The organism is Modestobacter versicolor, assembly GCF_041028285.1.
Taxonomy (GTDB): Bacteria; Actinomycetota; Actinomycetes; order Mycobacteriales; family Geodermatophilaceae; genus Modestobacter; species Modestobacter versicolor_A.
This window is the reverse complement of record NZ_JABGDB010000004.1, coordinates 42,054-65,697: the sequence shown is the minus strand read 5'-3', so window position 1 is coordinate 65,697 and position 23,644 is coordinate 42,054. Positions and strand designations below refer to the sequence as shown.

Annotated in this window: 21 protein-coding genes and 3 tRNA genes; 17 read left to right on the top strand and 7 right to left on the bottom strand. The window is 74.3% G+C overall.

All coding sequences use genetic code 11. The annotated features are described in order from the left end of the window. Window positions 1-91 precede the first annotated feature (91 nt). On the top strand, window positions 92-883 hold the full coding sequence (locus tag HL054_RS14790; RefSeq protein WP_369139768.1) for an ABC transporter ATP-binding protein: 792 nt from the start codon (window positions 92-94) through the stop codon (window positions 881-883). A 10-nt stretch (window positions 884-893) separates the two neighbouring features. Here HL054_RS14790 and HL054_RS14785 read toward each other — a convergent pair whose 3' ends face one another. Then, the gene (locus HL054_RS14785) at window positions 894-1,307 is read right to left on the bottom strand and encodes a heme-binding protein (protein WP_369139767.1); all 414 of its coding nucleotides are present in this window, start codon (window positions 1,305-1,307) and stop codon (window positions 894-896) included. Window positions 1,308-1,418: 111 nt separating this feature from the next. Then, window positions 1,419-2,267, bottom strand: a complete 849-nt coding sequence (locus HL054_RS14780) for an SDR family NAD(P)-dependent oxidoreductase (protein WP_369139766.1) — start codon at window positions 2,265-2,267, stop codon at window positions 1,419-1,421. Between the two features lie 236 nt (window positions 2,268-2,503). Here HL054_RS14780 and HL054_RS14775 point away from each other — a divergent pair, with 236 nt between their 5' ends. From HL054_RS14775 to HL054_RS14760, 4 genes are all read left to right on the top strand, one after another. Continuing rightward, the gene (locus HL054_RS14775; RefSeq protein ID WP_369139765.1) at window positions 2,504-3,487 is read left to right on the top strand and encodes an ABC transporter substrate-binding protein; all 984 of its coding nucleotides are present in this window, start codon (window positions 2,504-2,506) and stop codon (window positions 3,485-3,487) included. Window positions 3,488-3,588: 101 nt separating this feature from the next. After that, entirely contained in the window at window positions 3,589-5,223 is a 1,635-nt protein-coding gene (locus HL054_RS14770; RefSeq protein ID WP_369139764.1) for a flavin-containing monooxygenase, read from the top strand. After that, window positions 5,220-6,428: a cytochrome P450 gene (locus HL054_RS14765; RefSeq protein ID WP_369139762.1), complete on the top strand. Its 1,209-nt coding sequence runs from the start codon at window positions 5,220-5,222 to the stop codon at window positions 6,426-6,428. Before HL054_RS14770 ends, HL054_RS14765 begins: the two co-directional genes overlap by 4 nt. Window positions 6,429-6,568: 140 nt before the next feature. After that, on the top strand, window positions 6,569-7,117 hold the full coding sequence (locus HL054_RS14760; RefSeq protein WP_369139761.1) for a MarR family winged helix-turn-helix transcriptional regulator: 549 nt from the start codon (window positions 6,569-6,571) through the stop codon (window positions 7,115-7,117). 24 nt (window positions 7,118-7,141) lie between these two features. Here HL054_RS14760 and HL054_RS14755 read toward each other — a convergent pair whose 3' ends face one another. Next, window positions 7,142-7,540 (bottom strand): VOC family protein, encoded by a 399-nt coding sequence (locus HL054_RS14755; RefSeq protein WP_369139760.1) that lies wholly within the window; start codon window positions 7,538-7,540, stop codon window positions 7,142-7,144. A 53-nt stretch (window positions 7,541-7,593) separates the two neighbouring features. Between HL054_RS14755 and HL054_RS14750 the strand changes: the two genes are divergently transcribed. The 8 genes from HL054_RS14750 (at window position 7,594) to HL054_RS14715 (ending at window position 13,942) form a co-directional block, all read left to right on the top strand. Beyond that, window positions 7,594-8,406 carry a fumarylacetoacetate hydrolase family protein gene (locus tag HL054_RS14750; RefSeq protein WP_369139759.1) on the top strand — a complete coding sequence of 271 codons (813 nt, stop codon included), beginning with the start codon at window positions 7,594-7,596 and terminating at the stop codon, window positions 8,404-8,406. Beyond that, window positions 8,403-9,896, top strand: coding sequence for a glutamate--tRNA ligase (gene gltX / locus HL054_RS14745; RefSeq protein WP_369139758.1), 1,494 nt, complete (start codon window positions 8,403-8,405; stop codon window positions 9,894-9,896). Before HL054_RS14750 ends, gltX begins: the two co-directional genes overlap by 4 nt. Next, entirely contained in the window at window positions 9,893-11,164 is a 1,272-nt protein-coding gene (locus HL054_RS14740) for a CPBP family intramembrane glutamic endopeptidase (RefSeq protein ID WP_369139757.1), read from the top strand. The genes gltX and HL054_RS14740 overlap by 4 nt, the downstream gene beginning before the upstream one ends. An 85-nt stretch (window positions 11,165-11,249) precedes the next feature. Beyond that, window positions 11,250-11,321 (top strand) — tRNA-Gln (locus HL054_RS14735). A gap of 55 nt (window positions 11,322-11,376) precedes the next feature. Next, window positions 11,377-11,449 (top strand) — tRNA-Glu (locus tag HL054_RS14730). 130 nt (window positions 11,450-11,579) lie between these two features. Continuing rightward, window positions 11,580-11,652, top strand: a tRNA-Glu gene (locus HL054_RS14725). A gap of 224 nt (window positions 11,653-11,876) precedes the next feature. Beyond that, window positions 11,877-13,574, top strand: a complete 1,698-nt coding sequence (locus HL054_RS14720) for a sodium:solute symporter family protein (protein ID WP_369139756.1) — start codon at window positions 11,877-11,879, stop codon at window positions 13,572-13,574. A gap of 29 nt (window positions 13,575-13,603) precedes the next feature. Further along, window positions 13,604-13,942, top strand: a complete 339-nt coding sequence (locus tag HL054_RS14715; protein ID WP_369139755.1) for a hypothetical protein — start codon at window positions 13,604-13,606, stop codon at window positions 13,940-13,942. A gap of 10 nt (window positions 13,943-13,952) precedes the next feature. On the opposite strand, the gene HL054_RS14710 is transcribed toward HL054_RS14715, so the two are convergent. Next, window positions 13,953-14,615 carry an IclR family transcriptional regulator gene (locus HL054_RS14710; RefSeq protein WP_440347944.1) on the bottom strand — a complete coding sequence of 221 codons (663 nt, stop codon included), beginning with the start codon at window positions 14,613-14,615 and terminating at the stop codon, window positions 13,953-13,955. Between the two features lie 102 nt (window positions 14,616-14,717). On the opposite strand from HL054_RS14710, the gene leuC reads away from it, so the two are divergent. Together leuC and leuD are read left to right on the top strand one after the other, a co-directional pair. Next, complete coding sequence (gene leuC, locus HL054_RS14705; RefSeq protein ID WP_369139753.1) at window positions 14,718-16,142, top strand: 3-isopropylmalate dehydratase large subunit; 1,425 nt, start codon at window positions 14,718-14,720, stop codon at window positions 16,140-16,142. 5 nt (window positions 16,143-16,147) lie between these two features. Beyond that, window positions 16,148-16,753, top strand: coding sequence for a 3-isopropylmalate dehydratase small subunit (gene leuD / locus HL054_RS14700; RefSeq protein WP_369139752.1), 606 nt, complete (start codon window positions 16,148-16,150; stop codon window positions 16,751-16,753). 122 nt (window positions 16,754-16,875) lie between these two features. On the opposite strand, the gene HL054_RS14695 is transcribed toward leuD, so the two are convergent. From HL054_RS14695 to cofC, 3 genes are read right to left on the bottom strand one after another with little or no spacing between them, the layout of a single operon-like run. Next, on the bottom strand, window positions 16,876-17,844 hold the full coding sequence (locus HL054_RS14695) for an NUDIX hydrolase (protein ID WP_369139751.1): 969 nt from the start codon (window positions 17,842-17,844) through the stop codon (window positions 16,876-16,878). After that, window positions 17,828-19,888, bottom strand: coding sequence for an RNA degradosome polyphosphate kinase (locus tag HL054_RS14690; protein WP_369139750.1), 2,061 nt, complete (start codon window positions 19,886-19,888; stop codon window positions 17,828-17,830). Before HL054_RS14690 ends, HL054_RS14695 begins: the two co-directional genes overlap by 17 nt. Before the next feature lie 14 nt (window positions 19,889-19,902). Beyond that, entirely contained in the window at window positions 19,903-20,553 is a 651-nt protein-coding gene (cofC, locus tag HL054_RS14685; protein WP_369139749.1) for a 2-phospho-L-lactate guanylyltransferase, read from the bottom strand. 87 nt (window positions 20,554-20,640) lie between these two features. Here cofC and HL054_RS14680 point away from each other — a divergent pair, with 87 nt between their 5' ends. After that, the gene (locus HL054_RS14680; protein WP_369139748.1) at window positions 20,641-22,077 is read left to right on the top strand and encodes a serine hydrolase domain-containing protein; all 1,437 of its coding nucleotides are present in this window, start codon (window positions 20,641-20,643) and stop codon (window positions 22,075-22,077) included. Next, a complete protein-coding gene (locus HL054_RS14675; protein ID WP_369139747.1) occupies window positions 22,074-23,621 on the top strand; it encodes an amidohydrolase in 1,548 nt (515 codons plus the stop codon). The genes HL054_RS14680 and HL054_RS14675 overlap by 4 nt, the downstream gene beginning before the upstream one ends. Window positions 23,622-23,644 lie beyond the last annotated feature (23 nt).

The window sequence follows — 23,644 nt, the reverse complement described above, 5'->3', positions numbered from 1 at the left end:
CCGACGACCTGTCCCCGACGACCTGCTCCCGACGACCTGCCCCCGACGACCTGCCCCCGAAGACCCGGCCCCCCGATCGGATGGTGACGCGATGCTCGAGGTCAACGGCATCAAGAAGGTGTACGAGGGCAAGTCCCGCACGGTCGAGGCCGTCCGCGACCTGACCTTCACGCTGCAGCGGGGCGAGTTCGCCTGCCTCGTGGGCCCGTCCGGCTCGGGCAAGACGACCCTGCTGAAGATCATGTCCGGGCTGCTGGAGCCGACCGCCGGCGAGGTGCTCCTGGACGGCAAGCGCGTCGACGGGCCGCCGCTGGGCATGGCGATCGTCTTCCAGGAGTACGGCCGCAGCCTGTTCCCCTGGATGAGCGTGCGGGAGAACGTCGACCTGCCGCTGAAGCAGAAGCGGGTCCCGGCCGCGCGCCGCCGGGAGCTGGTCGACGAGTCCCTCGCCGCCGTCGGGCTGGCCGACGTGCACAGCGCCTACCCCTGGCAGCTGTCCGGGGGCATGCAGCAGCGCGTCGCGATCGCCCGGGCCATCGCCTACGAGCCGCAGGTGCTGCTCATGGACGAGCCGTTCGCCGCCGTCGACGCCCAGACCCGGGCCGACCTCGAGGACCTGGTGCTCGACCTCTGGCACCGCTTCCAGGTGACCACGCTGTTCGTCACCCACGACATCGACGAGTCCGTCTACCTCGGCCAGCGGGTCATCGTGCTGTCCGGTTCACCGACGGTGATCCAGGACGACGTGCCCATCGACCTCCCCGACCACCGGGACCAGCTGCACACCCGCTCCTCGCCCCGCTTCGCCGAGCTGCGCGCCCGGGTGTTCGAGCAGATCCACCGGCCGAAGGAGACCCTGCCCGGCGCGGTCGACCTGGTCTAGGTGCGGCCGGTCAGCCGGCGAGCGCGGCCAGGGCGGCCTCCGCGCACTCGGTGTCCTGCTCGGGGGTCGCACCGCTGACCCCGACCCCGCCGACCACCTGGCCGTCGAGGAGCCAGGGCAGGCCGCCGCCCAGCGTGGTCGGCCGGAAGCGCAGCTGCTCACCCGCCACCTCGAGCACCTCGGGGCGGCGCTCCTGGACGTCCCGGAGCTCCGCGGAGGGCCGGTTGAACGCGGCCGCCGTGGCCGCCTTGCGGCGGGCGATGCCGGCGGTGAACCCGGGTGCGCCGTCGTCCCGGACGACGACGAGCTCGTGGCCGGCGAGGTCGACGAGCGCCACGCTCACCCGCACGCCGATGGTCCGCGCGTGCTGCAGCGCGGCGACCGCCGCCGCGGTCGCCCGCTCCTGCCCGGTGCCCTGCGTCATGCCTGCTCCTCGGGTGCCTCGTGCCGGGTGTGCGGTCCCCGGTCTGCCGTCACTGTCCTACGCTTCCTGGTGCACCCTCTCGCGCGCGTCCCGGCCGACCGGGCGGCGGGGTCACCAGGTCAGCGGGGGAGTGGGTGGGGTCCCGGACAGGACCTCCTCGGCGCGCATGCGGATCGCGGTGTCCCGGACGGAGTTGGTGAGCACGTAGAACCGCGACGTGCGGACCGCCTCCACGACCAGCTCGGCGACCTCGTCCGGCTCGCGCATGGGTGCCGACCGCGCGTGCAGGTCCTGCTGCGCGGCCCGGGTGGCGTCGGCGTCGGCGGCCGGGCCCGCGGACGCCGGCCGGTTCCGCGCCGAGGTGTCGAAGTTGGTGCGCACCGCGCTCGGGCAGAGCACGCTGACGCCGATGTGCGAGCCGGCCTCCCGCAGCTGGAAGTGCAGCGACTCGGAGAGGGCGACGGCGGCGTGCTTGGAGGCGCCGTAGGCCCCCAGCGAGCCGGCGAACAGGCCGAACACCGAGCTGGTGTTGACGATGTGCGCGGCGTCCTGCTGCTCGAGCACCGGCATGAACGCCCGGACGCCGTGGACGACGCCCCAGAGGTTGACGCCGAACACCCACTCGAGGTCGCCGAGGGGGACCTCCCACAGCGGCTCCTGCGAGCCACCGACGCCGGCGTTGTTGCACAGCAGGTGGACGCCGCCGAACGCGTCCACCGCGGCGTCGCGGAGTGCCTCCACCGCGGGCAGGTCGGCGACGTCGGTGACCAGGGGCAGGACGCTGCCGCCGTCCCGCGCGATCCCGTCGGCGGCGGCGGTCAGGGCCGGCTCCTCGACGTCGGCCATGACCACGTGCATGCCCTCGGCGGCGAAGCGCCGGCTGAGCCCGAGGCCGATCCCGCTCGCCGCACCGGTCACGACGGCCACCCGGCCGGGGGCCACCACTCCCACCTCGTCCACCGCTCCACCTCTCGTCGACCGCACCCCCTGCACGACGGGCGAGCGCTGATGCGGTCGCAACTGTGTCGGCCGGAGCTGTGCACCGTCAAGCCGACTGGGCAGGTCGCTGTCGGGTTGCAGTTGCAACTCGGTCCTTGACAAGGGGTGTGAGCCCTGTCACGTTCACGCCAGACCAGGGTCATCGACGAGAGCGGTACACCATGGCACGAGCACGGCAGGGCAGGTCCAGGTCGCTGGTGGCCGCAGCCCTCGCAGGGAGCGTCTCGCTGACGCTGGCCGCCTGCGGCGGCGGGGACGCGCCGGAGGCCGCGGGGGGCGGCGGGGGGAGCTCCACGGGCTCGGCCGAACCCGTCACCGTCGAGGTGGGCGTCATCCCCGTGATCGACGTGGCGGTGCTCTACGTCGGTCAGGAGGAGGGCTTCTTCGCCGACCGCGGCATCACGCTGAACTTCAACACCGGCCAGGGCGGGGCCGCCCTGGTGCCGTCGGTGGTCAGCGGCGAGTACGACATCGCCTTCAGCAACGTCATCTCCATCATGCAGGCGCGGGAGCAGGGCCTGCCGCTGACGATCGTCGGGCCCGCCGCGGCGAGCACGGGCGACGCGGACTTCGGCATCAACATGCTGATGGCGGTCGACCCGGCCATCCAGGACGCCGGCGACCTGGTCGGCCGGACCGTCGGGGTGAACACGCTGAACAACCTCTCCGAGCTCATGGTCGACGTGGCGGTCGAGGCCGCCGGCGGTGACCCCGAGGAGGTGAAGCTGGCCGAACTGTCCTTCCCCGACCAGCTGGTCGCCCTGGCCTCCGGTGACATCGACGCCTTCGTCTGCGCCGAGCCGTTCTGCAGCACGGCGGCGGCGAACGGTGCGCGCGTCATCGCCAACCCGTACGACGACCTCGCGCCGGGCGAGCAGATCACCGCCTCGGTCTACTTCAGCACCGAGCAGGCGATCGCCGAGGACCCTGAGCTCTTCGCCCGGCTGCAGGAGGCGATCGCGGAGTCGCAGGCGTACGCCGCGGCGAACCCGGACGCGGTCAAGGCGCAGCTGCCGAACTACACCCAGCTGGCCCCTGAGCTGATCGCGGAGCTGCGGCTGCCGGAGTTCCGCGAGTCCATCGAGCCGGAGGACCTCGGCCCCATGGCGGACGCGGCCGTCCGCTTCGGCATCCTCGAGGAGGAGCCGGTGCTCGACGAGGTCGTCTACGTGGCCGACTGAGGCGTCAGGTGGCGGCCCGGGCCCCGGTCCGCCACCTGCGTCCGGTCGCCACCCCGCCCGGCCGCCGGCCGGGCGGTCTCCGCGCCGAGCGAGGAGCAGCCATGCCCGACCAGGGACCCGCGGAGGACCGCCGGGTCGACGTCGTGATCGTCGGCGCCGGGCTCGCCGGTCTGTACATGCTGCACCGGGTCCGCGGGCTGGGCCTGTCGGTCCGGGTCTACGAGGCCGGCGGGGACGTCGGCGGCACCTGGTGGTGGAACAGGTACCCCGGCGCGCGCTGCGACGTGCCCAGCCTGGAGTACTCCTACTCCTTCGACCCGGAGCTGGAGCAGGAGTGGGAGTGGACCGAGCGGTACGCCGCGCAGCCGGAGATCCTCCGCTACGTCCAGCACGTCGCCGACCGCCACGACCTCCGCCGGGACATCACCTTCGGCACCCGGGTGGAGTCGCTGGTGCACCAGGACGACACCGGCCGTTGGCTGGTGACCACCGACTCCGGGGAGCAGGCCTCGGCGACCTGGGTCGTCACGGCCGCCGGGTGCCTGTCGGCGCCCAAGCCGCCGGAGTTCGACGGCATCGGCTCCTTCGGCGGGCGGGTCCTCTCGACGAGCAGCTGGCCGCACGAGGACGTGGACGTCACCGGCCTGCGGGTGGGCGTCGTCGGCACCGGCTCCTCCGGCATCCAGGTGGTCCCGCGCCTGGCCGAGCAGGCCCGCTCGCTGACCGTCTTCCAGCGGACGCCGAACTACACGGTGCCCGCGCGCAACGCCCCCCTGGACCCCGAGGACCAGCGCGCGTGGAAGGCCCGCTACCGGGAGCACCGCGCGGCGGCGCTGCAGACCCGGACCGGGATCCTGGTGGAGCGCGGCACCACCCGGGCGCTGGAGGCCTCCGCCGAGGAACGGGCGGCCCGGTTCGAGGCGTGCTGGCAGGCCGGGGCGTTCGCCTGCTACACGGCGTCCTACACCGACGTGGTGACCGACCTGGCCGCGAACGAGACGGTGGCCGAGCACCTCCGCGGCAAGATCCGGGAGGCGGTCCGCGACCCGCAGCTCGCCGAGGACCTCACGCCGCGCGACCACCCGTTCGGCACCAAGCGGGTCTGCCTCGACTCCGGCTGGTACGAGACCCTCGACCGCGACGACGTGACGCTGGTCAACCTGCGCCGCACCCCGGTCGTCGAGGTCACCGCGCGCGGGGTGCGGACCACCGAGCGGGAGCACGAGCTGGACGTGCTGGTCCTCGCCACCGGGTTCGACGCGGTCACCGGGCCCCTGCTGCGGATGGACGTCCGGGGCCGCGGCGGCGTCTCGCTCCGGGACGCGTGGTCCGCCGGCCCGCGCAGCTACCTGGGGCTCCAGGTCGCCGGGTTCCCCAACCTGTTCACCGTCACCGGACCCGGCAGCCCGTCGATCATCAGCAACGTGATCGTGTCGATCGAGCAGCACGTCGACTGGATCGCCGAGTGCCTGCGGTACCTGCGCGACGCCGGCATCGACTCGATCGAGCCGCACCCGGACGCCGAGGCCGAGTGGGTGCAGCACGTGCAGGACGTCGCCGCCGCGACCCTCTACCCCCGCGCGGCGTCCTGGTTCACCGGCGCGAACGTGCCGGGCAAGCCACGCGTCTTCCTGCCCTACCTGGGGGGCGTGCCGGTCTACCGGCAGAAGTGCGAGCAGGTCGTCGCGGCCGGCTACCAGGGCTTCGTCCTGGACCGCCGGACGGCGCGGGCATGAGCACCGCGGAGGCGGCCCCGGCCACGGCGCCGGAGTCGGAGGTCGACCCGTTCTCCCTCGACGCCCTCGCCGACCCGGTGCCGTGGCAGACGCAGCTGCGCGAGCAGGCCCCGGTGGTCCGGCTGTCGCGGTACGGCGCCTACGTGCTCAGCCGGCACGCCGACGTCAAGGCCGCCCTGCGGAACTGGGCCGACTTCGAGTCCGGCGCGGGCACCGGCCTGCAGGACTACCGGAAGGAGCCGTCCTGGCGGCCCCGCAGCCTCCTGCTGGAGCACGACCCGCCCGAGCACACCCGCTACCGGGACGCGGTCGACCCGCTGCTGCTGCCCCGGGCGCTGCAGCACCTGCGGCCGGTGTTCGAGCAGGCCGCCTCGGCGCTGCTGGACCGGCTGCTGCCCGCCGGCCGCATCGACGTGGTCACCGACCTCGCCGAGCCCTACGTCGTCCAGGTGTTCGCCGACGCGGTCGGGCTCGGCACCGAGGGGCGCGAGCACCTGCTGCCCTACGGCCACTCGATCTTCAACAGCTTCGGCCCGCTCAACGACCTGTTCCGCAGCACCCAGCAGGCCGCGGCGGGCGCGACGGAGTGGGTGGGCGCCCAGTGCCGGCGGGAGTCGCTGGCCGGCGACGGGATCGGTGCCGCGGTCTGGGCGCTGGCCGACGACGGCACGGTCACCGAGCAGGAGGCGCCGATCCTGGTCCGGTCCCTGCTCGGCGCCGGGCTGGACTCCACGGTCGCCGGCCTCTCGGCGGCGGTGCAGTGCCTGGCCGCCCGACCCGACCAGTGGGCCGTGCTGCGGGCCGACCCGGACCAGGCCCGGCACGCCTTCGAGGAGACGCTGCGGTACGAGTCGCCGGTGCAGAACGTCTTCCGGACGACGACCCGGGACGTCGTGGTCGCCGGCACCCGCATCCCGGCCAGGGAGAAGGTGATGCTGCTGCTCGCCGCGGCGAACGCCGACCCCCGGCGGTACGAGGACCCGCTCGAGTTCCGGGTCGGGCGGCGGGGGCACGGGCAGCTGGACCTCGGGCTCGGCGTCCACCAGTGCATCGGCCAGCACGTCGCGCGGATGGAGGGCGAGGCGTTCCTCCGGGTGCTCGCCCGGCGGGTCGCGGCGATCGACCTCCTCGGTCCGGGTGAGCGGAAGCCGAACAACTCGCTGCGCTCCTGGAAGAGCCTGCCCGTGGCGCTGACGCCGGCCTGAGCCCCGCGGGGTGCCCGGCCGCCGCAGCTGCCGCCGGGACGGCGTCCGCAGGCGGCCACGAGGGGTCAGGAAGGGTGGTGGCCATGCGACGGCCTGCGAGGAGGGGGAGCCCGGCGTCGGCGGACGTGCGGCGGCGGCCCATGGCGACGCGGCTGGACCGCGACCGGTACGTGCCCTACTTCCTCACCCTGATCGCCAACGTCGTCTCCAGCTCGGCGTCCCAGGTCTACCTGCGGCGGTTCGGCGTGGGGGTCAACGACTGGCGGGTCATCTCCCACCTGGGGATGGACCCGGGCTGCACCGCGCAGGTCGTGAGCAACGAGCTGCGGGTGGACAAGTCGGTCGTCAGCCGGAGCGTGCGGACCCTGGTCGACGAGGGCCTGGTCGCGGCCGAGCGCACGCCCGGGTTCCGCCGGCTGTACCTCACCGCCAAGGGCGCCGCGCTGCACAAGGAGATGCTCCCGGTGGCTGTGGAGCGGGAACGGACGCTCCTCGCCGGGCTGTCGGCGGAGGAGGTCGACCAGCTGTTGGGTCTGTTGCGCAAGCTGCTGGCCAACCTGCCGGCCCTGGCCGCCTACGACCCCGCGGGGACCGGCAGCGCCGGCGGGGACACCGGCGGGGACACCGGCGGGGACACCGGCGGGGACACCGGCGGGGACACCGGCGCGGCGCCACCGCTCCCGGGCTGACCCCCGGCGGGTGGTGCGCGGCCCTCAGCCGCCGAGCGGGGGCACGGTGCTGGCCAGCAGGCAGAACTCGTTGCCCTCCGGGTCGGCGAGCACGTGCCAGGTCATGGTGTCGCTGAGGGGTCCCTGGCCCACGTCGACCGGCGTCGCGCCCAGGACGAGCAGCCGGGCCAGCTCGGCGTCCTGGTCGCGGTCGGTGGCGTTCAGGTCCAGGTGCAGCCGCAGCTTCCCCGGCGTCGGGTGCGCGACCGGCGCGAACAGCAGGGTGGGCACCGGGCCCTTCGGCGGCTGCCCGGGCGGGCCGATCTCGACCGCGCCGTCGTCCTCGGTGCCCTGGACCTCGTAACCGAGCACCTCGGCCCACCAGGCCGCGAGGGCGGCGGGGTCGCGGGAGTCGACGACGAGCTCGGTGATGCGGCTGGCCATGGCGCACGGTAGCGACCGGGAGGACGGCCGCGGTCGGCGACTAGCCTGGGCAGGTGCGCATCGTCCGCTTCGCCCACCCAGCCGGCATGTCCTTCGGAGTCCTCGACGGGGACGGTCAGGTCGCCCAGATCGAGGGCCACCCCTTCGGGCAGATCTCCTTCACCGGGCAGCGGTACGCCGCCGCCGACGTCCGGCTGCTCTCGCCCATCCTGCCGAGCAAGGTGGTCTGCATCGGCAAGAACTACGCCGACCACGTGCAGGAGATGAACACCGGCGACGCCCCGAAGGAGCCGCTGATCTTCCTCAAGCCCTCCACCTCGGTCATCGGCCCCGGCGACGCCATCCGCATCCCGGCCGGCAGCACCAACGTGCACCACGAGGTCGAGCTCGCCGTCGTCATCGGCGCCCGCGGCGCCCGGCAGGTGACCCCGGAGCAGGCGATGGCCAGCGTCTTCGGCTACACGATCGGCAACGACGTGACCGAGCGCGACATGCAGCGCAGCGACGGGCAGTGGACCCGGGCCAAGGGCTTCGACTCCTTCTGCCCCCTGGGCCCGTGGATCGAGACCGACCTCGCCGGCATCGGCAAGGACCCGGCCGACCTGGAGGTCACCTGCACCGTGGACGGCGAGCTGCGCCAGTCCGGCCGCACCAGCCAGCTGCTGTTCGGCCTGCCCACGCTCATCTCGCACATCTCCCAGGTGATGACCCTGCTCCCCGGCGACGTCGTGCTCACCGGCACCCCGTCCGGGGTCGGCCCGATCGCGCCCGGCCAGCGCGTCGAGTGCACGATCGAGGGCCTCGGCACGCTGGCCAACTCCGTCGCCGGCGCCGACCCGGCGTCCACCGCCGGGTCCGCCCGATGACGGCTCCGCAGCTCGAGCCGGGCGTCGTCCGGACCCGGTTCTGCCCCTCGCCGACCGGCATGGTGCACGTCGGGCTGATGCGCACCGCGCTGTTCAACTGGGCGCACGCCCGGCACACGGGCGGGCAGCTGGTGTTCCGGGTCGAGGACACCGACGCCTCCCGGGACTCCGAGGAGTCCTACCGGCACCTGCTGGACAGCCTGCGCTGGCTGGGCATCGACTGGGACGAGGGCCCCGAGGTCGGCGGCCCGCACGGCCCGTACCGCCAGTCCGAGCGGCACGACGTCTACCGCGACGTCGCGGCCCGGCTGCTGGAGGCCGGCCACGCCTACGAGTCCTACTCCACGAACGAGGAGGTCGACGCCCGCCGGCGGGCCGCCGGGCAGGACCCCAAGCTCGGCTACGACAACGCCGACCGGTTGCTCACCGACGCGCAGAAGGCGGCGTTCCGGGACGAGGGGCGTTCCCCGGTGCTCCGGCTGCGGATGCCCGACGAGGACCTCGTCTGGACCGACCTGGTGCGCGGCGAGGTGCGGTTCGCCGCCGGCTCGGTGCCCGACTTCGTGCTCGTGCGGGGCAACGGCGCGCCGCTGTACCCGTTCGTCAACCCCGTGGACGACGCCCTGATGGGCATCACCGACGTGCTGCGCGGCGAGGACCTGCTGCCCTCCACGCCCCGTCAGCTGGCGCTCTACGCGGCGCTGACCGACATCGGCGTCGCGGCCGGCACCCCGCGGTTCGGGCACCTGCCCTACGTGATGGGGGAGGGCACCAAGAAGCTGTCCAAGCGCGACCCGCAGGCCAACTTCGACGTCTACCCCGAGCGCGGGTTCCTGCCCGAGGGGCTGACCAACTACCTCGCGCTGCTGGGCTGGTCGATCGCCGAGGACCGCGACGTGTTCTCGGTGGCCGAGCTGGTCGCCGCCTTCGACGTGACCCGGGTCAGCGCCAACCCGGCCCGCTTCGACCTGAAGAAGGCCGAGGCGATCAACGCCACGCACCTGCGCGCGCTGCCGGTGCAGGAGTTCATCGCCCGGGTGACGCCGTACCTGGCCGGCGCGGGGCTCGTCGCCGACCCGCCCACCGCGGAGCAGGCCGAGGTGCTGGCGCAGATCGCACCGCTGGCCCAGGAGCGCATGATCGTGCTCTCCGACGCCGTCGGCCTGCTCGGCTTCCTCTTCACCGACGACGTCGAGATCGAGCCGGCCGCCGCGGACAAGCAGCTCGGTGCCGGCGCCGGCGAGGTGCTGGACGCGGCGACCGCGGCGCTGCAGGCGCTGCCGGAGTGGACGACGCCGGCGATCGAGACCGCGCTCAAGGAGGCCCTCGTCGAGGGGCTCGGGCGCAAGCCGCGGCAGGCCTTCGGGCCGGTCCGGGTGGCCGTCAGCGGCCGCACGGTCTCCCCGCCGCTGTACGAGTCGATCGAGCTGCTCGGCCGGGACCGCACCCTTGCCCGGCTGGCCGCCGCCCGCGGGGCAGCGACGGGATGACCGCCGGGGGCTGGGGCGGCGTCCCGCCCGAGCAGCCGTACGGCGGCCCGCCGCCCACCGGCCGGTACGGAGCGCCACCCGCGGTCCCGTTCGGGATGCCCGGGCCGCCGCCGTACGGGCCGCCCGGGCCGTACGGGCAGGCCGGGCCGTACGGGCCGCCCGCCCCGTACGGGCCGGCCTGGGGGCAGCCGTACGGTGCCGCCCCCGTGCCGGTGCCGAAGCGGCCGGTGACACCGCCCGGGGCGCCGCCGCACGACACCCCGCAGCCCTACGAGCTGCTGATGCGCACCCGGGACTGGGCCTGGTGGCGCCCGCTGCTGGGGGTGGTCCTCTTCGGCGCCGTCTACGGCGTCCTCACCCTCGTGCTCGGCCTGGGCTTCCTGGTCAGCGGGGTGGTGCCCGACCTGGCCCAGGTCGACCTCACCGACGTCGCCTTCCTGCTCATCACCAACCTCTCGCTGATCGTCGCCATCCCGGTCGTGTGGCTGTGCTGGGCGGTGCCGCACGGGCTGCGGATCGGCTGGTCGTCGTCGGTGCTGGGCCGGCTGCGCTGGCGGCTCCTGCTGCCCTGGACCTGGCGGGCGCTGGCCACGCTGGGGGTGGCGGTCGCGGCGAGCCTGCTGATCACGGTCGCGGCCACCGACGTCGACGTCACCGGTCCGGTGGCCTCGTTCCCCTGGATGCTGCTCGTGGTGCTCACCACCACGCCGCTGCAGTCGGCGGCGGAGGAGTACGTCTTCCGCGGGTACCTGACCCAGGCCGTCGCCGGCTGGATCGGCCGGCCACGCGCCGGGGCCCTGGTCGCCGCGCTGGTGACCGCCACGCTGTTCTCGCTGGCGCACGCACCCGCGGACTTCCAGACCTTCCTCTACCGCTTCGCCATCGGCCTGGCGCTGTCCGCGGTCGCCTGGCTGACCGGCGGGCTCGAGGCCTCGATCGTGCTGCACGCGGTCAACAACGTGGTGATCTTCCTGCTGGCCGGGGCCCTCGGTGACCGGGTGGCGGCGGCCGAGCCCGGCGGGGTGCTCGGGTGGGCCACCAGCCTGCTGGGCATCGCGGGGATGGCCGCCTTCGTGGCGTGGGTGTACGTCTCCCGGTCGCGGTTCCGGCCGGAGCTGGTCAGCCCCGCGGTCGACCTGCGGGGACGCCTCCCGGGCGCCGGTCCGCTGCCGTTCCCGGGCGGCCCGCCGCCGTTCCCGGGTGGCTGGGCGACCGGTCCGGGCGGCCCGCACGGCTGGGCGCCACCACCCCGCAGCGGCTGGACGTGACGCGCGCGACCCCGCCCCCCGCGCGACCACCCGACGGGCATCGGGTAGTGTTCTCTCCCGGCACCGCATGGTGCTGGAAGACCCTTGGGGTATGGGGTAATTGGCAGCCCGACGGTTTCTGGTTCCGTTAGTCTAGGTTCGAGTCCTGGTACCCCAGCGAGGAAGCACCACCTCCTCCGCACCACTGCACGACAGCACCACCTGCACGGCCTGGCCCCGTCGTCTAGCGGCCCAGGACGCCGCCCTCTCACGGCGGTAGCGAGGGTTCGAATCCCTTCGGGGCTACACGTGGCAGAGCCCCCGACCCACCCGGGTCGGGGGCTCTCGTCGTCTCCGGCGCCTGGCTGCCGGTCGGGGTGCCGACCCCTCGGCGCGCGCTGCGTGGGCCCGTGCCAGAATCGTCGGGCAGGTGCACGGCCCCGTCGTCTAGCGGCCCAGGACGCCGCCCTCTCACGGCGGTAGCGAGGGTTCGAATCCCTTCGGGGGTACCCGTGGCAGAGCCCCCGACCCACCCGGGTCGGGGGCTCTCGTGCGTCCGGCCGCCGGTGGTCACCCGTTGCAGTGACCACCGGAATGTGGCGGCGGCGGAGCGGTGCTAGCTTCCCGTAGCTGATCATCGCGCCGCACCACCGTGCCCGCCCTGACAGCGGGCAGGGGCCAGCCGCTCGACGTGGGCGGGTGGCCCGATCTCCGGAACCTGGAGGGAACCACGGTGGTCCTCGCCGCCGACGACACCCTGCGCCTCGACGCGAACGCCGTCGACTACGGGCTCGTCATCGCCTACTTCGCCGTCGTCATGCTCATCGGGTTCGCCGCCCGGCGCCGGGTCTCCGACAGCCTCGACTTCTTCCTGTCCGGGCGCTCGCTGCCCGCCTGGGTCACCGGTCTGGCGTTCATCTCGGCCAACCTCGGGGCCGTCGAGATCATCGGCATGTCGGCCAACGGCGCCCAGTTCGGCATGGCCACGTTCCACTACTTCTGGATCGGCGCCGTCCCGGCGATGCTGTTCCTGGGCGTGGTGATGATGCCCTTCTACTACGGCTCGAAGGTCCGCAGCGTCCCCGAGTTCATGCGCCGCCGGTTCGGCACCGGCGCCCACCTGGTGAACGCGCTGAGCTTCGCGCTGGCCCAGGTGCTCATCGCCGGCATCAACCTGTACCTGCTGGCCACCGTGGTGAACGCGCTGCTGGGCTGGCCGCTGTGGCTTGCGCTCATCGTCGCCGCGGCGATCGTGCTGAGCTACATCACCCTGGGCGGGCTCTCCGCGGCCATCTACAACGAGGTGCTGCAGTTCTTCGTCATCGTCGCGGCGCTGCTGCCGCTGACGCTGATCGGCCTGCACCGCGTCGGCGGCATCGGTGGCCTGGTCGACAAGATCGAGGCATCGGTCGGCGGCGAGGAGCAGCTGCGCGCCTGGCCGGGGACGGGGCTGTCGTCGATCGAGAACCCGGTGCTCTCGGTCATCGGCATCGTCTTCGGCCTCGGCTTCGTGCTCTCCTTCGGCTACTGGACGACGAACTTCGTCGAGGTCCAGCGGGCGATGGCGACCAAGTCGATGTCCGCGGCCCGCAGCACCCCGATCATCGGGTCGTTCCCGAAGATGTTCATCCCGTTCATCGTCATCGTCCCGGGCATGATCGCCGCGGTGCTGATCCCCGACATCAGCGAGGCGAAGGCCGCCGGCGGTGAGGTCGACTACAACAACTCCATCCTCATGCTGATGGAGGAGGTGCTGCCCAACGGCCTGCTCGGCGTGGCCATCGCCGGCCTGCTGGCCGCCTTCATGGCCGGCATGGCGGCCAACATCTCCGCCTTCAACACCGTCTTCAGCTACGACCTGTGGCAGCAGTACGTGAAGAAGGACCGGCCGGACGGCTACTACCTCAAGGTCGGCCGGCTCGCGACGGTCGGCGCGACGGTCACCGCGATCTTCACCGCGCTGATCGCGTCGCAGTACAGCAACCTGATGGACTACCTGCAGACGCTGTTCGGCTTCTTCAACGCCCCGCTGTTCGCCACGTTCATCCTCGGCATGTTCTGGAAGCGGATGACGCCCACCGCCGGCTGGGCCGGGCTGGTGTCCGGCACGCTGGCCGCCGTCCTGGTGGCGCTGCTGAGCGAGGACTCGTTCGGCAGCGCGTCGCTCGGGGTGCTCCCGATCAGCGGCCAGGGCGCCAGCTTCGTCGCCGCGGGGGCCGCCTTCGTCGTCGACATCCTGGTCAGCGTCGTGGTCAGCAAGGTGACCGCGCCCAAGCCGGTCGCCGAGCTCGCCGGGCTGGTCTACTCGGAGACGCCGAAGGAGCAGCGCACCGACCCGCACGCGCACGAGCTGCCCTGGTACCAGTCGCCGACCAAGCTGGCCGGCATCTCGCTGGTCATGGTCGTCGTCCTCAACGTCATCTTCCGCTGACGTCCGCCCGCTGCTGAGAGGAGCTGGACATGAGCACTGCATCCGATGCCCACGACGACGCGGGCCGGGCGCCGGCCGAGGCCCGCAAGCACACCGCGGGCGCCTACGACGTCCGCACCGTCATCGCCGGGCTGATCGGCCTGTACGGGGTCGTGCTGACCCTGATGGGGCTGTTCGCCTACAGCGACGACGACCGGGCCAAGACCGACGACTGGAACGCCAACCTCTGGTCGGGCCTGGCGATGCTCCTGGTGGCGATCGTCTTCGCCGTCTGGCTCAAGCTGCGGCCGGTGGTGGTCGACCCGGTGGCGCTGGAGAAGGAGAAGGGCGAGGGCACCAGCGACGGCTCGGAGACCGCCCGCCCGTAGCGGTCCCCCGTCAGCGGGTGGCGCGGGAGATGGCGACCGCGGCCTCGAGCACGGCGCCGACGACCTCGGGGCTGGGCCGCCGGCCCAGCCGCTCGACCGGCCCGGAGATCGACACCGCCCCGAGCACCCCGCCGGAGCCGTCGCGCACCGGCGCGGACAGCGACGCGACGCCGGCCTCGCGCTCGGCGACGCTGTGCGCCCAGCCGCGCCGGCGGACGTCGAGCAGCGTGCGGGCGGTGAAGCTGGCCGCGGGCAGCAGCGGCGTCACCTCCTCGGCGGGGGCGAAGGCGAGCAGCGCGTGCGCGGCCGAGCCGGCCGTCAGCGGCAGCCGGGCGCCGACCGGCACGGTGTCGCGCAGCCCGTGGGACCGCTCGGCGGCGGCGATGCAGACCCGGCTGCCGCCGTCCCGGACGTAGAACTGGGCGCTCTCCCCGGTGGTGTCGCGCAGCGCGGTGAGGTGCCGGCCGGCGAGCTCGGACAGGTCGGCCCCGCCGCGGCCGAGCTCGGCCAGCGCCGGCCCGGGCGCCCACGCGCCGGCCGAGGTGCGGCGGAGCAGCCGGTGCGCCTCGAGCGCGGTGGCCAGCCGGTGCGCGGTGGCCCGGGGCAGGTCGGTGCGCGCGACCAGCTCGGCGAGGCTGGCCGGTTCGTCGGCGACCGCGCGGAGGATCGCCACGGCTTTGTCCAGAACGGCGACGGGGTTAGGCTGTCCCACGTAGCAATACTGGCATCTCACTCTATGAGATGCAAAGAGCGTGCAGAGCAACGAGGAGATCCCGTGGGCCAGACCCTGGCGCAGAAGGTGTACGAGTCTCACGTCGTCCGGCGGACGACAGGGGAGCCCGACCTGCTCTACATCGACCTCCACCTGGTGCACGAGGTGACCAGCCCGCAGGCCTTCGACGGGCTCCGCGTCGCCGGCCGCACGGTGCGCCGGCCGGACCTCACGATGGCCACGGAGGACCACAACGTCCCGACACTGGACATCCTCAGCCCGATCGCCGACCCGGTCAGCCGCGCCCAGGTCGACGCGCTGCGCCGCAACGCCGCCGAGTTCGGCATCCGGCTCGCGCCGATGGGCGACCGCGACCAGGGCATCGTGCACGTCATCGGCCCGCAGCTGGGGCTCACCCAGCCGGGCATGACCATCGTCTGCGGCGACAGCCACACCTCCACCCACGGGGCGTTCGGCGCGCTGGCCTTCGGCATCGGCACCAGCGAGGTCGAGCACGTGCTGGCCACCCAGACGCTGCCGCAGTACCCCGCCAAGCAGATGTCGGTGACCGTCGACGGTGAGCTGCCCCCGGGCGTCTCGGCCAAGGACGTCATCCTCGCCGTCATCGCCCAGATCGGCACCGGTGGCGGCCAGGGCCACGTCATCGAGTACCGGGGCAGCGCCATCCAGGGGCTGTCGATGGAGGCCCGGATGACGATCTGCAACATGTCGATCGAGGCCGGTGCCCGCGCCGGGCTGATCGCCCCGGACGAGACCACCTTCGCCTTCCTCCAGGGCCGCCCGCACGCGCCGCAGGGCGCCGACTGGGACGCCGCCGTCGCCGAGTGGAAGACGCTGGCGACCGACGCCGACGCCGTCTTCGACCGCGAGGTGCACATCGACGCCGCGTCGCTGACCCCCTACGTCACCTGGGGCACCAACCCGGGCCAGGGCCTGCCGATCGGCGGCAGCGTGCCCGACCCGGCGCAGATCGCCGACGAGAACGAGCGGCAGGCCGCGGAGTCCGCGCTGGCCTACATGGGCCTGACCGCCGGCACCCCGCTGCGCGAGATCGAGGTCGACACGGTCTTCCTCGGCTCCTGCACCAACGGCCGGATCGAGGACCTGCGGGTCGCCGCCGCGCTGCTGGCCGGCAAGCACGTCGACGCCAGCACCCGGATGCTCGTCGTCCCGGGCTCGGTGGCGGTCAAGCAGCAGGCCGAGGCCGAGGGCCTGGACCGGGTGTTCCTCGACGCCGGCGCCGAGTGGCGCGGGGCGGGCTGCTCGATGTGCCTGGGCATGAACCCCGACCAGCTCAAGCCGGGGGAGCGCTCGGCCTCCACCAGCAACCGCAACTTCCAGGGCCGGCAGGGCAAGGGCGGGCGCACCCACCTGGTGTCCCCGGCCGTCGCCGCGGCGACCGCGCTCACCGGCCGGCTCACCGCGCCGGCCGACCTGCCCGACGTCCCCGCCACCGCTGGAGTCTGACGACGATGGACGCCTTCACCACCCACACCGGCACCGCCGCCCCGCTGCGCCGCAGCAACGTCGACACCGACCAGATCATCCCGGCCGAGTACCTCAAGCGGATCACCCGCACCGGCTTCGAGGACGGCCTGTTCATCGCCTGGCGCACCAACGAGCCGGACTTCGTGCTCAACCAGCCGCAGTACGCCGGCGCCTCGATCCTTGTAGCCGGCCCCGACTTCGGCACCGGCTCCTCCCGCGAGCACGCCAACTGGGCGCTGCTGGACGGCGGCTTCCGGGTGGTCATCAGCCCGCGGTTCGCCGACATCTTCCGCAACAACTCGACCAAGGCCGGGCTGCTCACCGTCGTCCTGCCCGAAGCCGACGTGGAGGCGCTGTGGGCCGCGGTCGAGGCCGACCCGGCGCTGCCGGTGACCGTCGACCTGCGCGCCGAGCAGGTCACCTACGGCGACGTCACCGTCCCGTTCGAGATCGACCCGTACACCCGGTGGCGGCTGCTCGAGGGCCTGGACGACGTGGGCCTCACCGAGCGGCACCTCGACGACATCACCGCCTTCGAGGCCCAGCGGCCGTCCTGGAAGCCGAAGGCGCTGCCCGCCCTGCCTGCGTGACCCCGGCGTTGGATCAGGTCACCTGATCGAAGGCCGTCCTCCCGCACCGACGCTGCTGCGGGAGGACGGCCTCTGCTGCAGGGGGAGCGGCGCTCCGCCCCCGTGCCGCGAACGGCGCGCGGTCAGCGGCGCGCGGCCGACCGGGCGGCGGTGGCCGGGGCCGGGGCGGCGGGGTCGGCGCCGAAGTCGCGGTAGTAGTCGGCGGTGAGCGCCCCCGGGGTCCCACCGACCGCCCACACGCTGCCCTTCGCCGACGGCGGCCACAGCGCCCCGGCGGTGCCGTGCCAGCGCACCCCCAGCGCCAGCAGCACCGACGGGATCGCCCCGCCCTGGCTGCAGACCACGGTGAGCCCGGGGCCGGCGTCGCCGGCCAGCAGCCGCCGGACGGTCTCCACGCCGGCCTGCGGGTCGGCGTCGAAGCCCGCCTCGCCGAGCTCGGGCACCTCACCCACCGGCAGGCCGAGGGCGTCGGCGAGCGGGGCGAGGGTCTGCCGGCAGCGCACCGGCGGCGCGGTGAGCAGCCGGGCCGGCGCGAACACCGGCAGCACCCCGGCCAGGACGGCGGCCTGCGCCCGGCCGCGGCGGTCCAGCGGGCGCTCGGCGTCCGGGCCGGCGTAGTCGCCGCGGTTCCCGGCCGACGCGTGCCGCACGAGCAGCACCCGGGGCATCCGCGGGACGTCGGTGCGGGCGAGGTCCTCGATCACCGCGCGGTCGTGGTCGTGGGACACCAGCCGGGCCGCCTGCGGCACCGGCAGCCAGCGCAGCTCGTCGACCTCGTCGTTGGCCGCGAACGTGCCGCCGACGACCTCCATCACCCAGTAGTCGACCCGCTTGGGGCCGCTGCGGTGGTCGTAGCGGGTCTGCACGCTGCGCCGCCCCACGGCCACCCGCAGGCCGGTCTCCTCGTCCACCTCGCGGACGGCGGCGACCAGCGGGTGCTCCCCGGCGTCCAGCTTCCCCTTGGGCAGCGACCAGTCGTCGTACTTCGGCCGGTGCACCAGGGCGGTCTCCAGCTCGCCGTCGGCGCCGGTGCGCCAGAGCGCGCCGCCGGCGGCCGGGATGAGCGCGGCCTCCTCAGCCAGCGCTCTCACCCCGCATCGCGAGCAGCTCGGCCTGCGAGTTCCGCTCGCCGGTGCGGGTCCAGGTGCCGTCGCCGGCCAGCTGCCAGCTGCGCACGTCGGGCGCCATCGCGGCGTCGAACACCCGCTGCAGCTGCCGCTGGGCGGCCGGGTCGTTGACCCGCAGCAGCACCTCGACGCGGCGGTCCAGGTTGCGGTGCATGAGGTCGGCGCTGCCCAGCCACCACTCCGGCTGACCGGCGTTGGCGAAGTTCATCACCCGCGAGTGCTCCAAGAACCGGCCGACGATCGAGCGGGCGTGGATGGTCTCGCTCATCCCCGGCACACCCGGGCGCAGCGTGCAGATGCCGCGGATCAGCAGCTCGACGGGCACGCCGGCCCGCGAGGCCTCGTAGAGCGCGTCGATGATCTGCTCGTCGACCAGCGAGTTGACCTTGATCAGGATGCCGGACGGCTTGCCCTCGGCGGCGTGCCGCGCCTCGCGGCGGATCTTCTCCACCAGTCCGGTGCGGATGCCGTGCGGGGCCACCATCAGCGACCGGTACGTGGTTTGCCGCGAGTACCCGGTGAGGGTGTTGAACAGGTCGGTCAGGTCGGCGCCCACCCGCGGGTCGGCGGTGAGGATGCCGATGTCCTCGTAGATCCGGGCGGTCTTCGGGTTGTAGTTGCCGGTGCCGATGTGGCAGTAGCGGCGGATCACGCCGTTCTCCATCCGCACCACCAGCGCGGTCTTGCAGTGCGTCTTCAGCCCGACCAAGCCGTAGACGACGTGGCAGCCGGCGCGCTCCAGCGACCGGGCCCAGCTGATGTTGGCCTCCTCGTCGAAGCGGGCCTTGATCTCCACCAGGACGACGACCTGCTTGCCCGCCTGCGCGGCCTCGATCAGCGCCGCCACGATGGGGGAGTCACCCGACGTGCGGTACAGCGTCTGCTTGATCGCCAGCACGTGCGGGTCGGCCGCGGCTTGCTCGATGAACCGCTGCACGCTGGTGGCGAAGGAGTCGTAGGGGTGGTGCAGCAGCACGTCGCCCTCGCGCAGGGTGGCGAAGACGCTCTTGGGCGTCTCGCCCTCGCTCAGCCGCGGGTGGGTGGCCGGCACGAAGGGCTCGTCCTTGAGCTCGGGGCGGTCCAGGTCGTAGAGCGCCATGAGCGAGCCGAGGTCGAGCAGGCCGGGCACCGACACGACGTCGGCCGGGCTGATCTCCAGCTCGTGCACCAGCACGTCGAGGATCAGCGGGTCCATCGTCTCGGTGACCTCCAGCCGGACGGCCGGGCCGAACCGGCGCTGGGCCAGCTCCCGCTCCAGGGCCTGCAGCAGGTCCTCGTCGCGGTCCTCCTCGACCTCCAGGTCGGCGTTGCGGGTGACCCGGAACAGGTGGTGGTCGATGACGTCCAGGCCCGGGAACAGCGAGGACAGGTGGGCGGCGATGAGGTCCTCGAGGGGGAGGAACACCGCCCGCTCGGTGACCGGGCCGACCGGGATGAACCGCGGCACGTTGTTGGGCACCTTGAGCCGGGCGAACCGCGGGGCGCCGGTCTCCGGGTCGCGCACCGAGACGGCGAGGTTGAGCGACAGCCCGCTGATGTAGGGGAACGGGTGCGCCGGGTCGACCGCCAGCGGGGTGAGCACCGGGAAGACCTGGTCGCGGAAGTACTCGCGCAGCCGCATCGCGTCGCTGTCGGCGAGGTCGGACCAGTGCACGATCCGGATGCCCTCCGCCTCGAGCTGCGGGACGACGTCCTTCTCGAACACGCTGGCGTGCCGGTGCACCAGGTCCTGGGTGCGCTCGGTGACCCGGGCCAGCTGCTCGCGGATGGTCAGCCCGTCGGGGGAGCGGACGGTCAGGCCGGTGCTCTGCCGGCGCTTGAGGCCGGCGATCCGCACCATGAAGAACTCGTCGAGGTTGCTGGCGAAGATCGACAGGAACTTGACCCGCTCGAGGAGGGGCAGGGCGTCGTCCTCGGCCAGTTCCAGGACGCGGGTGTTGAAGTCCAACCAGGACAGCTCGCGGTTGAGGAACCGGTCGGCGGGGAGCGGGGAGGAGGCGGCGGGCACGGGGCGATCCTGCCTCACCCAGGTGGCCAGGAGGTGTCCTGCAGGAATCCGGCCGTCCGGTCACCGACGCCGATCCAGCAGGCGGCGTGCAGGTCGGCAGGCGTGTCGACGTCCTGGCGCAGACCGGGCCAGTCGCCGTCCAGCGGCACCGCCCCCGCGGCGGCGTGCGCGGCCGCCGAGCCGGCGCCGAACCGCGGCTCGAGCTGACCGTCGCGGACGGCCAGCAGCGTCGTCCCGGTGCCGGCCGCGTCGGCGACGAACGCGCGGGGCAGGGCGGCGGCGGCGGTCAGCGCGGCGGTCAGCTCGTCGGCCCGCAGCGCCGGCAGGTCGGAGGAGAGCGCGGCGACCGGACCGCCGGTGCGCAGCCGGGCCTGCCCGGCGCCGTGGGCCAGCGCGGCGTTCAGCCCGTCGTCCGGCTCGTCGCCGACGGTCTCCGCGCCCAGCGCCCTCGCCACGGCGGCGGCCTGCGGCTCGTCGGTGACCACCAGCACCAGGCCGACCGCGGGGCTGCGCCGCGCGGCGGCCAGCGTGTCGCCGAGCAGCGCCAGCACCAGGTCGCCGTGGCCGGCGGGCAGCGCGCCGCCGAGGGCGGCGGTCAGCGGGGTGAGCCGGGTCTTCGCCGCGACCAGGCGTTTCGCGGGGACGACGACCGACCACTGCTGCACGCCCCCAGCCCACCACACCGGCGCGCGGGCGGGGCGGTGTGGTGGGGTGCTCCCCGGCACCGTCCCGTCCCGAGGAGCACCCCGACGATGAGCACGACCCCCGGCCGCACCGCTGAGGTCGCCGCCGCCCTCGCCCCGTACCTGGAGTCGTGGCTGGACCACCAGCGCCGCCGGGCCCGGGTGCCCGGCGTGCAGGCCGCCGTCCGGGTCGGGGACCGGGTCGTGCTGGACACCGCGCTGGGCGTCGCCGACGTCGACAGCGGCGAGCCGCTCACCCGCCGCCACCTGTTCCGGATCGCCTCGCACTCCAAGACGTTCACCGCCACCGTGGTCCTGCAGCTGGTCGAGGCGGGCCGGCTGCGGCTGGACGACCCGGTCGAGGTCCACGTGCCGGGGCTGCGGGGCAGCGGGCTGGCCGGGGTGACCGTCCGCGAGCTGCTCGGCCACCAGGGGGGCGTCGTCCGGGACGGCGCGGACAACGACCACTGGCAGCTGCTGCAGCCCTTCCCGGACGTCGAGCGGCTCACCGGCATCGCCGTCGCCGAGGGGGCGGTGCTGGAGCGCAACGAGCACTTCAAGTACTCCAACATCGGCTACTCGCTGCTCGGCCTGGTGGTCGAGGCGGTCACCGGCACCGGCTACCGGGAGGCCGTGCAGGCCGCGGTGGTCGACCGGCTGGGCCTGGCCGACACCGCGCCGGACTGGGTCCCCGCCCGTGCCGCCGAGTACGCCGCCGGGCACACCGGGCTGCTGGACGGCGAGGACGCCCGGCTGACCGTCCCGCACGTCGACACCGGCGCGATGGCCGCGGCCACCGGCTTCACCTCCACCGCCCGCGACCTGACGACGTTCGGTGCGGCCCACTTCACCGGCGACGGCACGCTGCTCGGCGACGGTGCCAAGCGGCTGATGCGCCGCCCGGAGTCCGAGATCCGCGCCCACGGCAACGACCCGCGGTACTACGGCCTGGGGCTCGACGTCCGCACCATCGGCGAGCGGCGGCTCGTCGGGCACAGCGGCGGCTACCCGGGGCACGTCACCCGGACCTGGATCGACCCGGACGGCCAGGTCGTGGTCAGCGTGCTGACCAACGCCGTCGACGGCCCGGCCGACGCGCTGGCCCGCGGGGTGCTCGCGCTGCTCGACCTGGCCCTCGCCGCGCCGGCGGACGCACCCCGGCACCCGGCCGAGGAGCTGCGCCGGTACACCGGCCGGTTCGCCAACCTGTGGGGCGTCACCGACGTGGCGCTGCTCGGCGACCGGCTGGTGCTGCTGCACCCGGACGCCCCCGCGCCCGCCGAGGAGCACGCCGAGCTGACCGTGGAGGGCCCGGACACCCTCCGGCTGGAGACGGTGGCCGGCTTCGGCAGCCCGGGGGAGACCCTGGAGTACCGGTGGGCGGACGACGGGACGGCGGCCTCGGTGCGCATCGGCGGCATCTCCGCCTGGCCCCTGGAGGTGTTCCGGACCCGCCGCGCCGCCCAGGTCGCCGGGGCTGCCGAGGCCGTCCGGGTCGCCCGGTGAGCGCCCTGCTGCTGCGCCGCGCCCGGCTGGGCGGGGCCGTGCGCGACGTGCTGGTCGTCGCCGGGCGGGTGCACGCGGTGGCCGGCGACCTCGCCGCCGGTGCCCCCGGCCTCGCCGCGCTGCCCGGCGACCTCGAGGTCGTCGACCTGGACGGCGCCGCGCTGCTGCCGGGGCTCGTCGACGCGCACGTGCACCTGGAGCAGTGGGCCGCCGCGCGGCGCCGGATCGACGTCTCCGCCGCCCGGTCGGCCGCCGAGGCCGCCGCCGCGGTGGCCGCCGCGGTCGCCGCGGCCCCACCGGGTCCGGGCGGGGTCGTGGTCGGCCACGGCTTCCGGGACGCGCTGTGGTCCCAGCCCCCGGACGCCGCCCTGCTCGACGACCTGCTGCCCGGCCAGGTGGTCGTGGTCTCCAGCGCCGACCTGCACACCGCCTGGTGCAGCACCGCCGCCGTCGCCCGGTTCGGGCTCAGCACGCCGACCGGGGTGGTCGTCGAGCAGGAGGCGATGGAGCTGATGGCGCGGGCCGGTGCCGTCGCCCCCGAGGTGCTGGACGACTGGGTGCTGGCGGCGACCGCGGCGGCCGCGGCGGCAGGGGTGACCGCCGTCGTCGACTTCGAGTACGGCGACCTGGTGGCCGGCTGGGCCCGCCGGGCGCAGCGGTCGCCGGGCGGGCCGCCGCTGCGGGTGCACACCGCGGTGTGGGCCGACCGGCTGGAGCAGACGATCGCCGCCGGGCTGCGCAGCGGCGACCCACTGCCCGGCGTGACCGACCCGGTCGCGGCGGAGCGGCTGCGGATGGGGCCGCTCAAGCTCTTCGTCGACGGCTCGCTGGGCACCCGCACCGCCTTCTGCAGCGCCGCCTACCCCGGGGTGACCGGGGCCGGGGCGCACGGGGTGCTGCGCACCCCGCCGGCGGAGCTCGAGCGGCTGCTCCGCCGGGCCAGCACCAGCGGGCTCGACCTGGCCGTGCACGCCATCGGTGACCGGGCGATCGCGATCGCGCTGGACGCCTTCGCGGCCACCGGCTGCACCGGCCGGGTCGAGCACGCCCAGCAGGTGCACGACGAGGACCTGGCCCGGTTCGCCGAGCTCGGGGTGGTCGCCAGCGTCCAGCCCCGGCACGCCGTCGACGACCGGGACGCCGCCGACCAGCTCTGGGCCGGCGCCACCGGCCGGGCGTTCCCCTACCGCGCGCTGGTCGACGCCGGCGCGCAGGTGCTGCTCGGCTCCGACGCCCCCGTCGCGCCGCTGGACCCGTGGGACGGCATCGCCAGCGCCGTGCACCGCTCCCTCGACGGCCGGGCGGCCTGGCACCCCGAGCAGCACCTGGACCTGCCGGTCGCGCTCGCTGCGGCCAGCGGCGGCCGCCGGGGCGTGCGGGTCGGCGACGCCGCGGACCTGGTCGTGGTCGCCGAGCACCCCGCCGACGTGCTGGCCCGCGACGGGGTGGGCGGGCTGCGGACCCCCGAGGTGCTCGGCACCCTGGTCGCCGGCCGCTTCACCCACCGGGGCCCCGCGCTGGCCGGGGGTGCGACTCACCGCTGACGGCAGCGCCCCCAGCCGCGCCC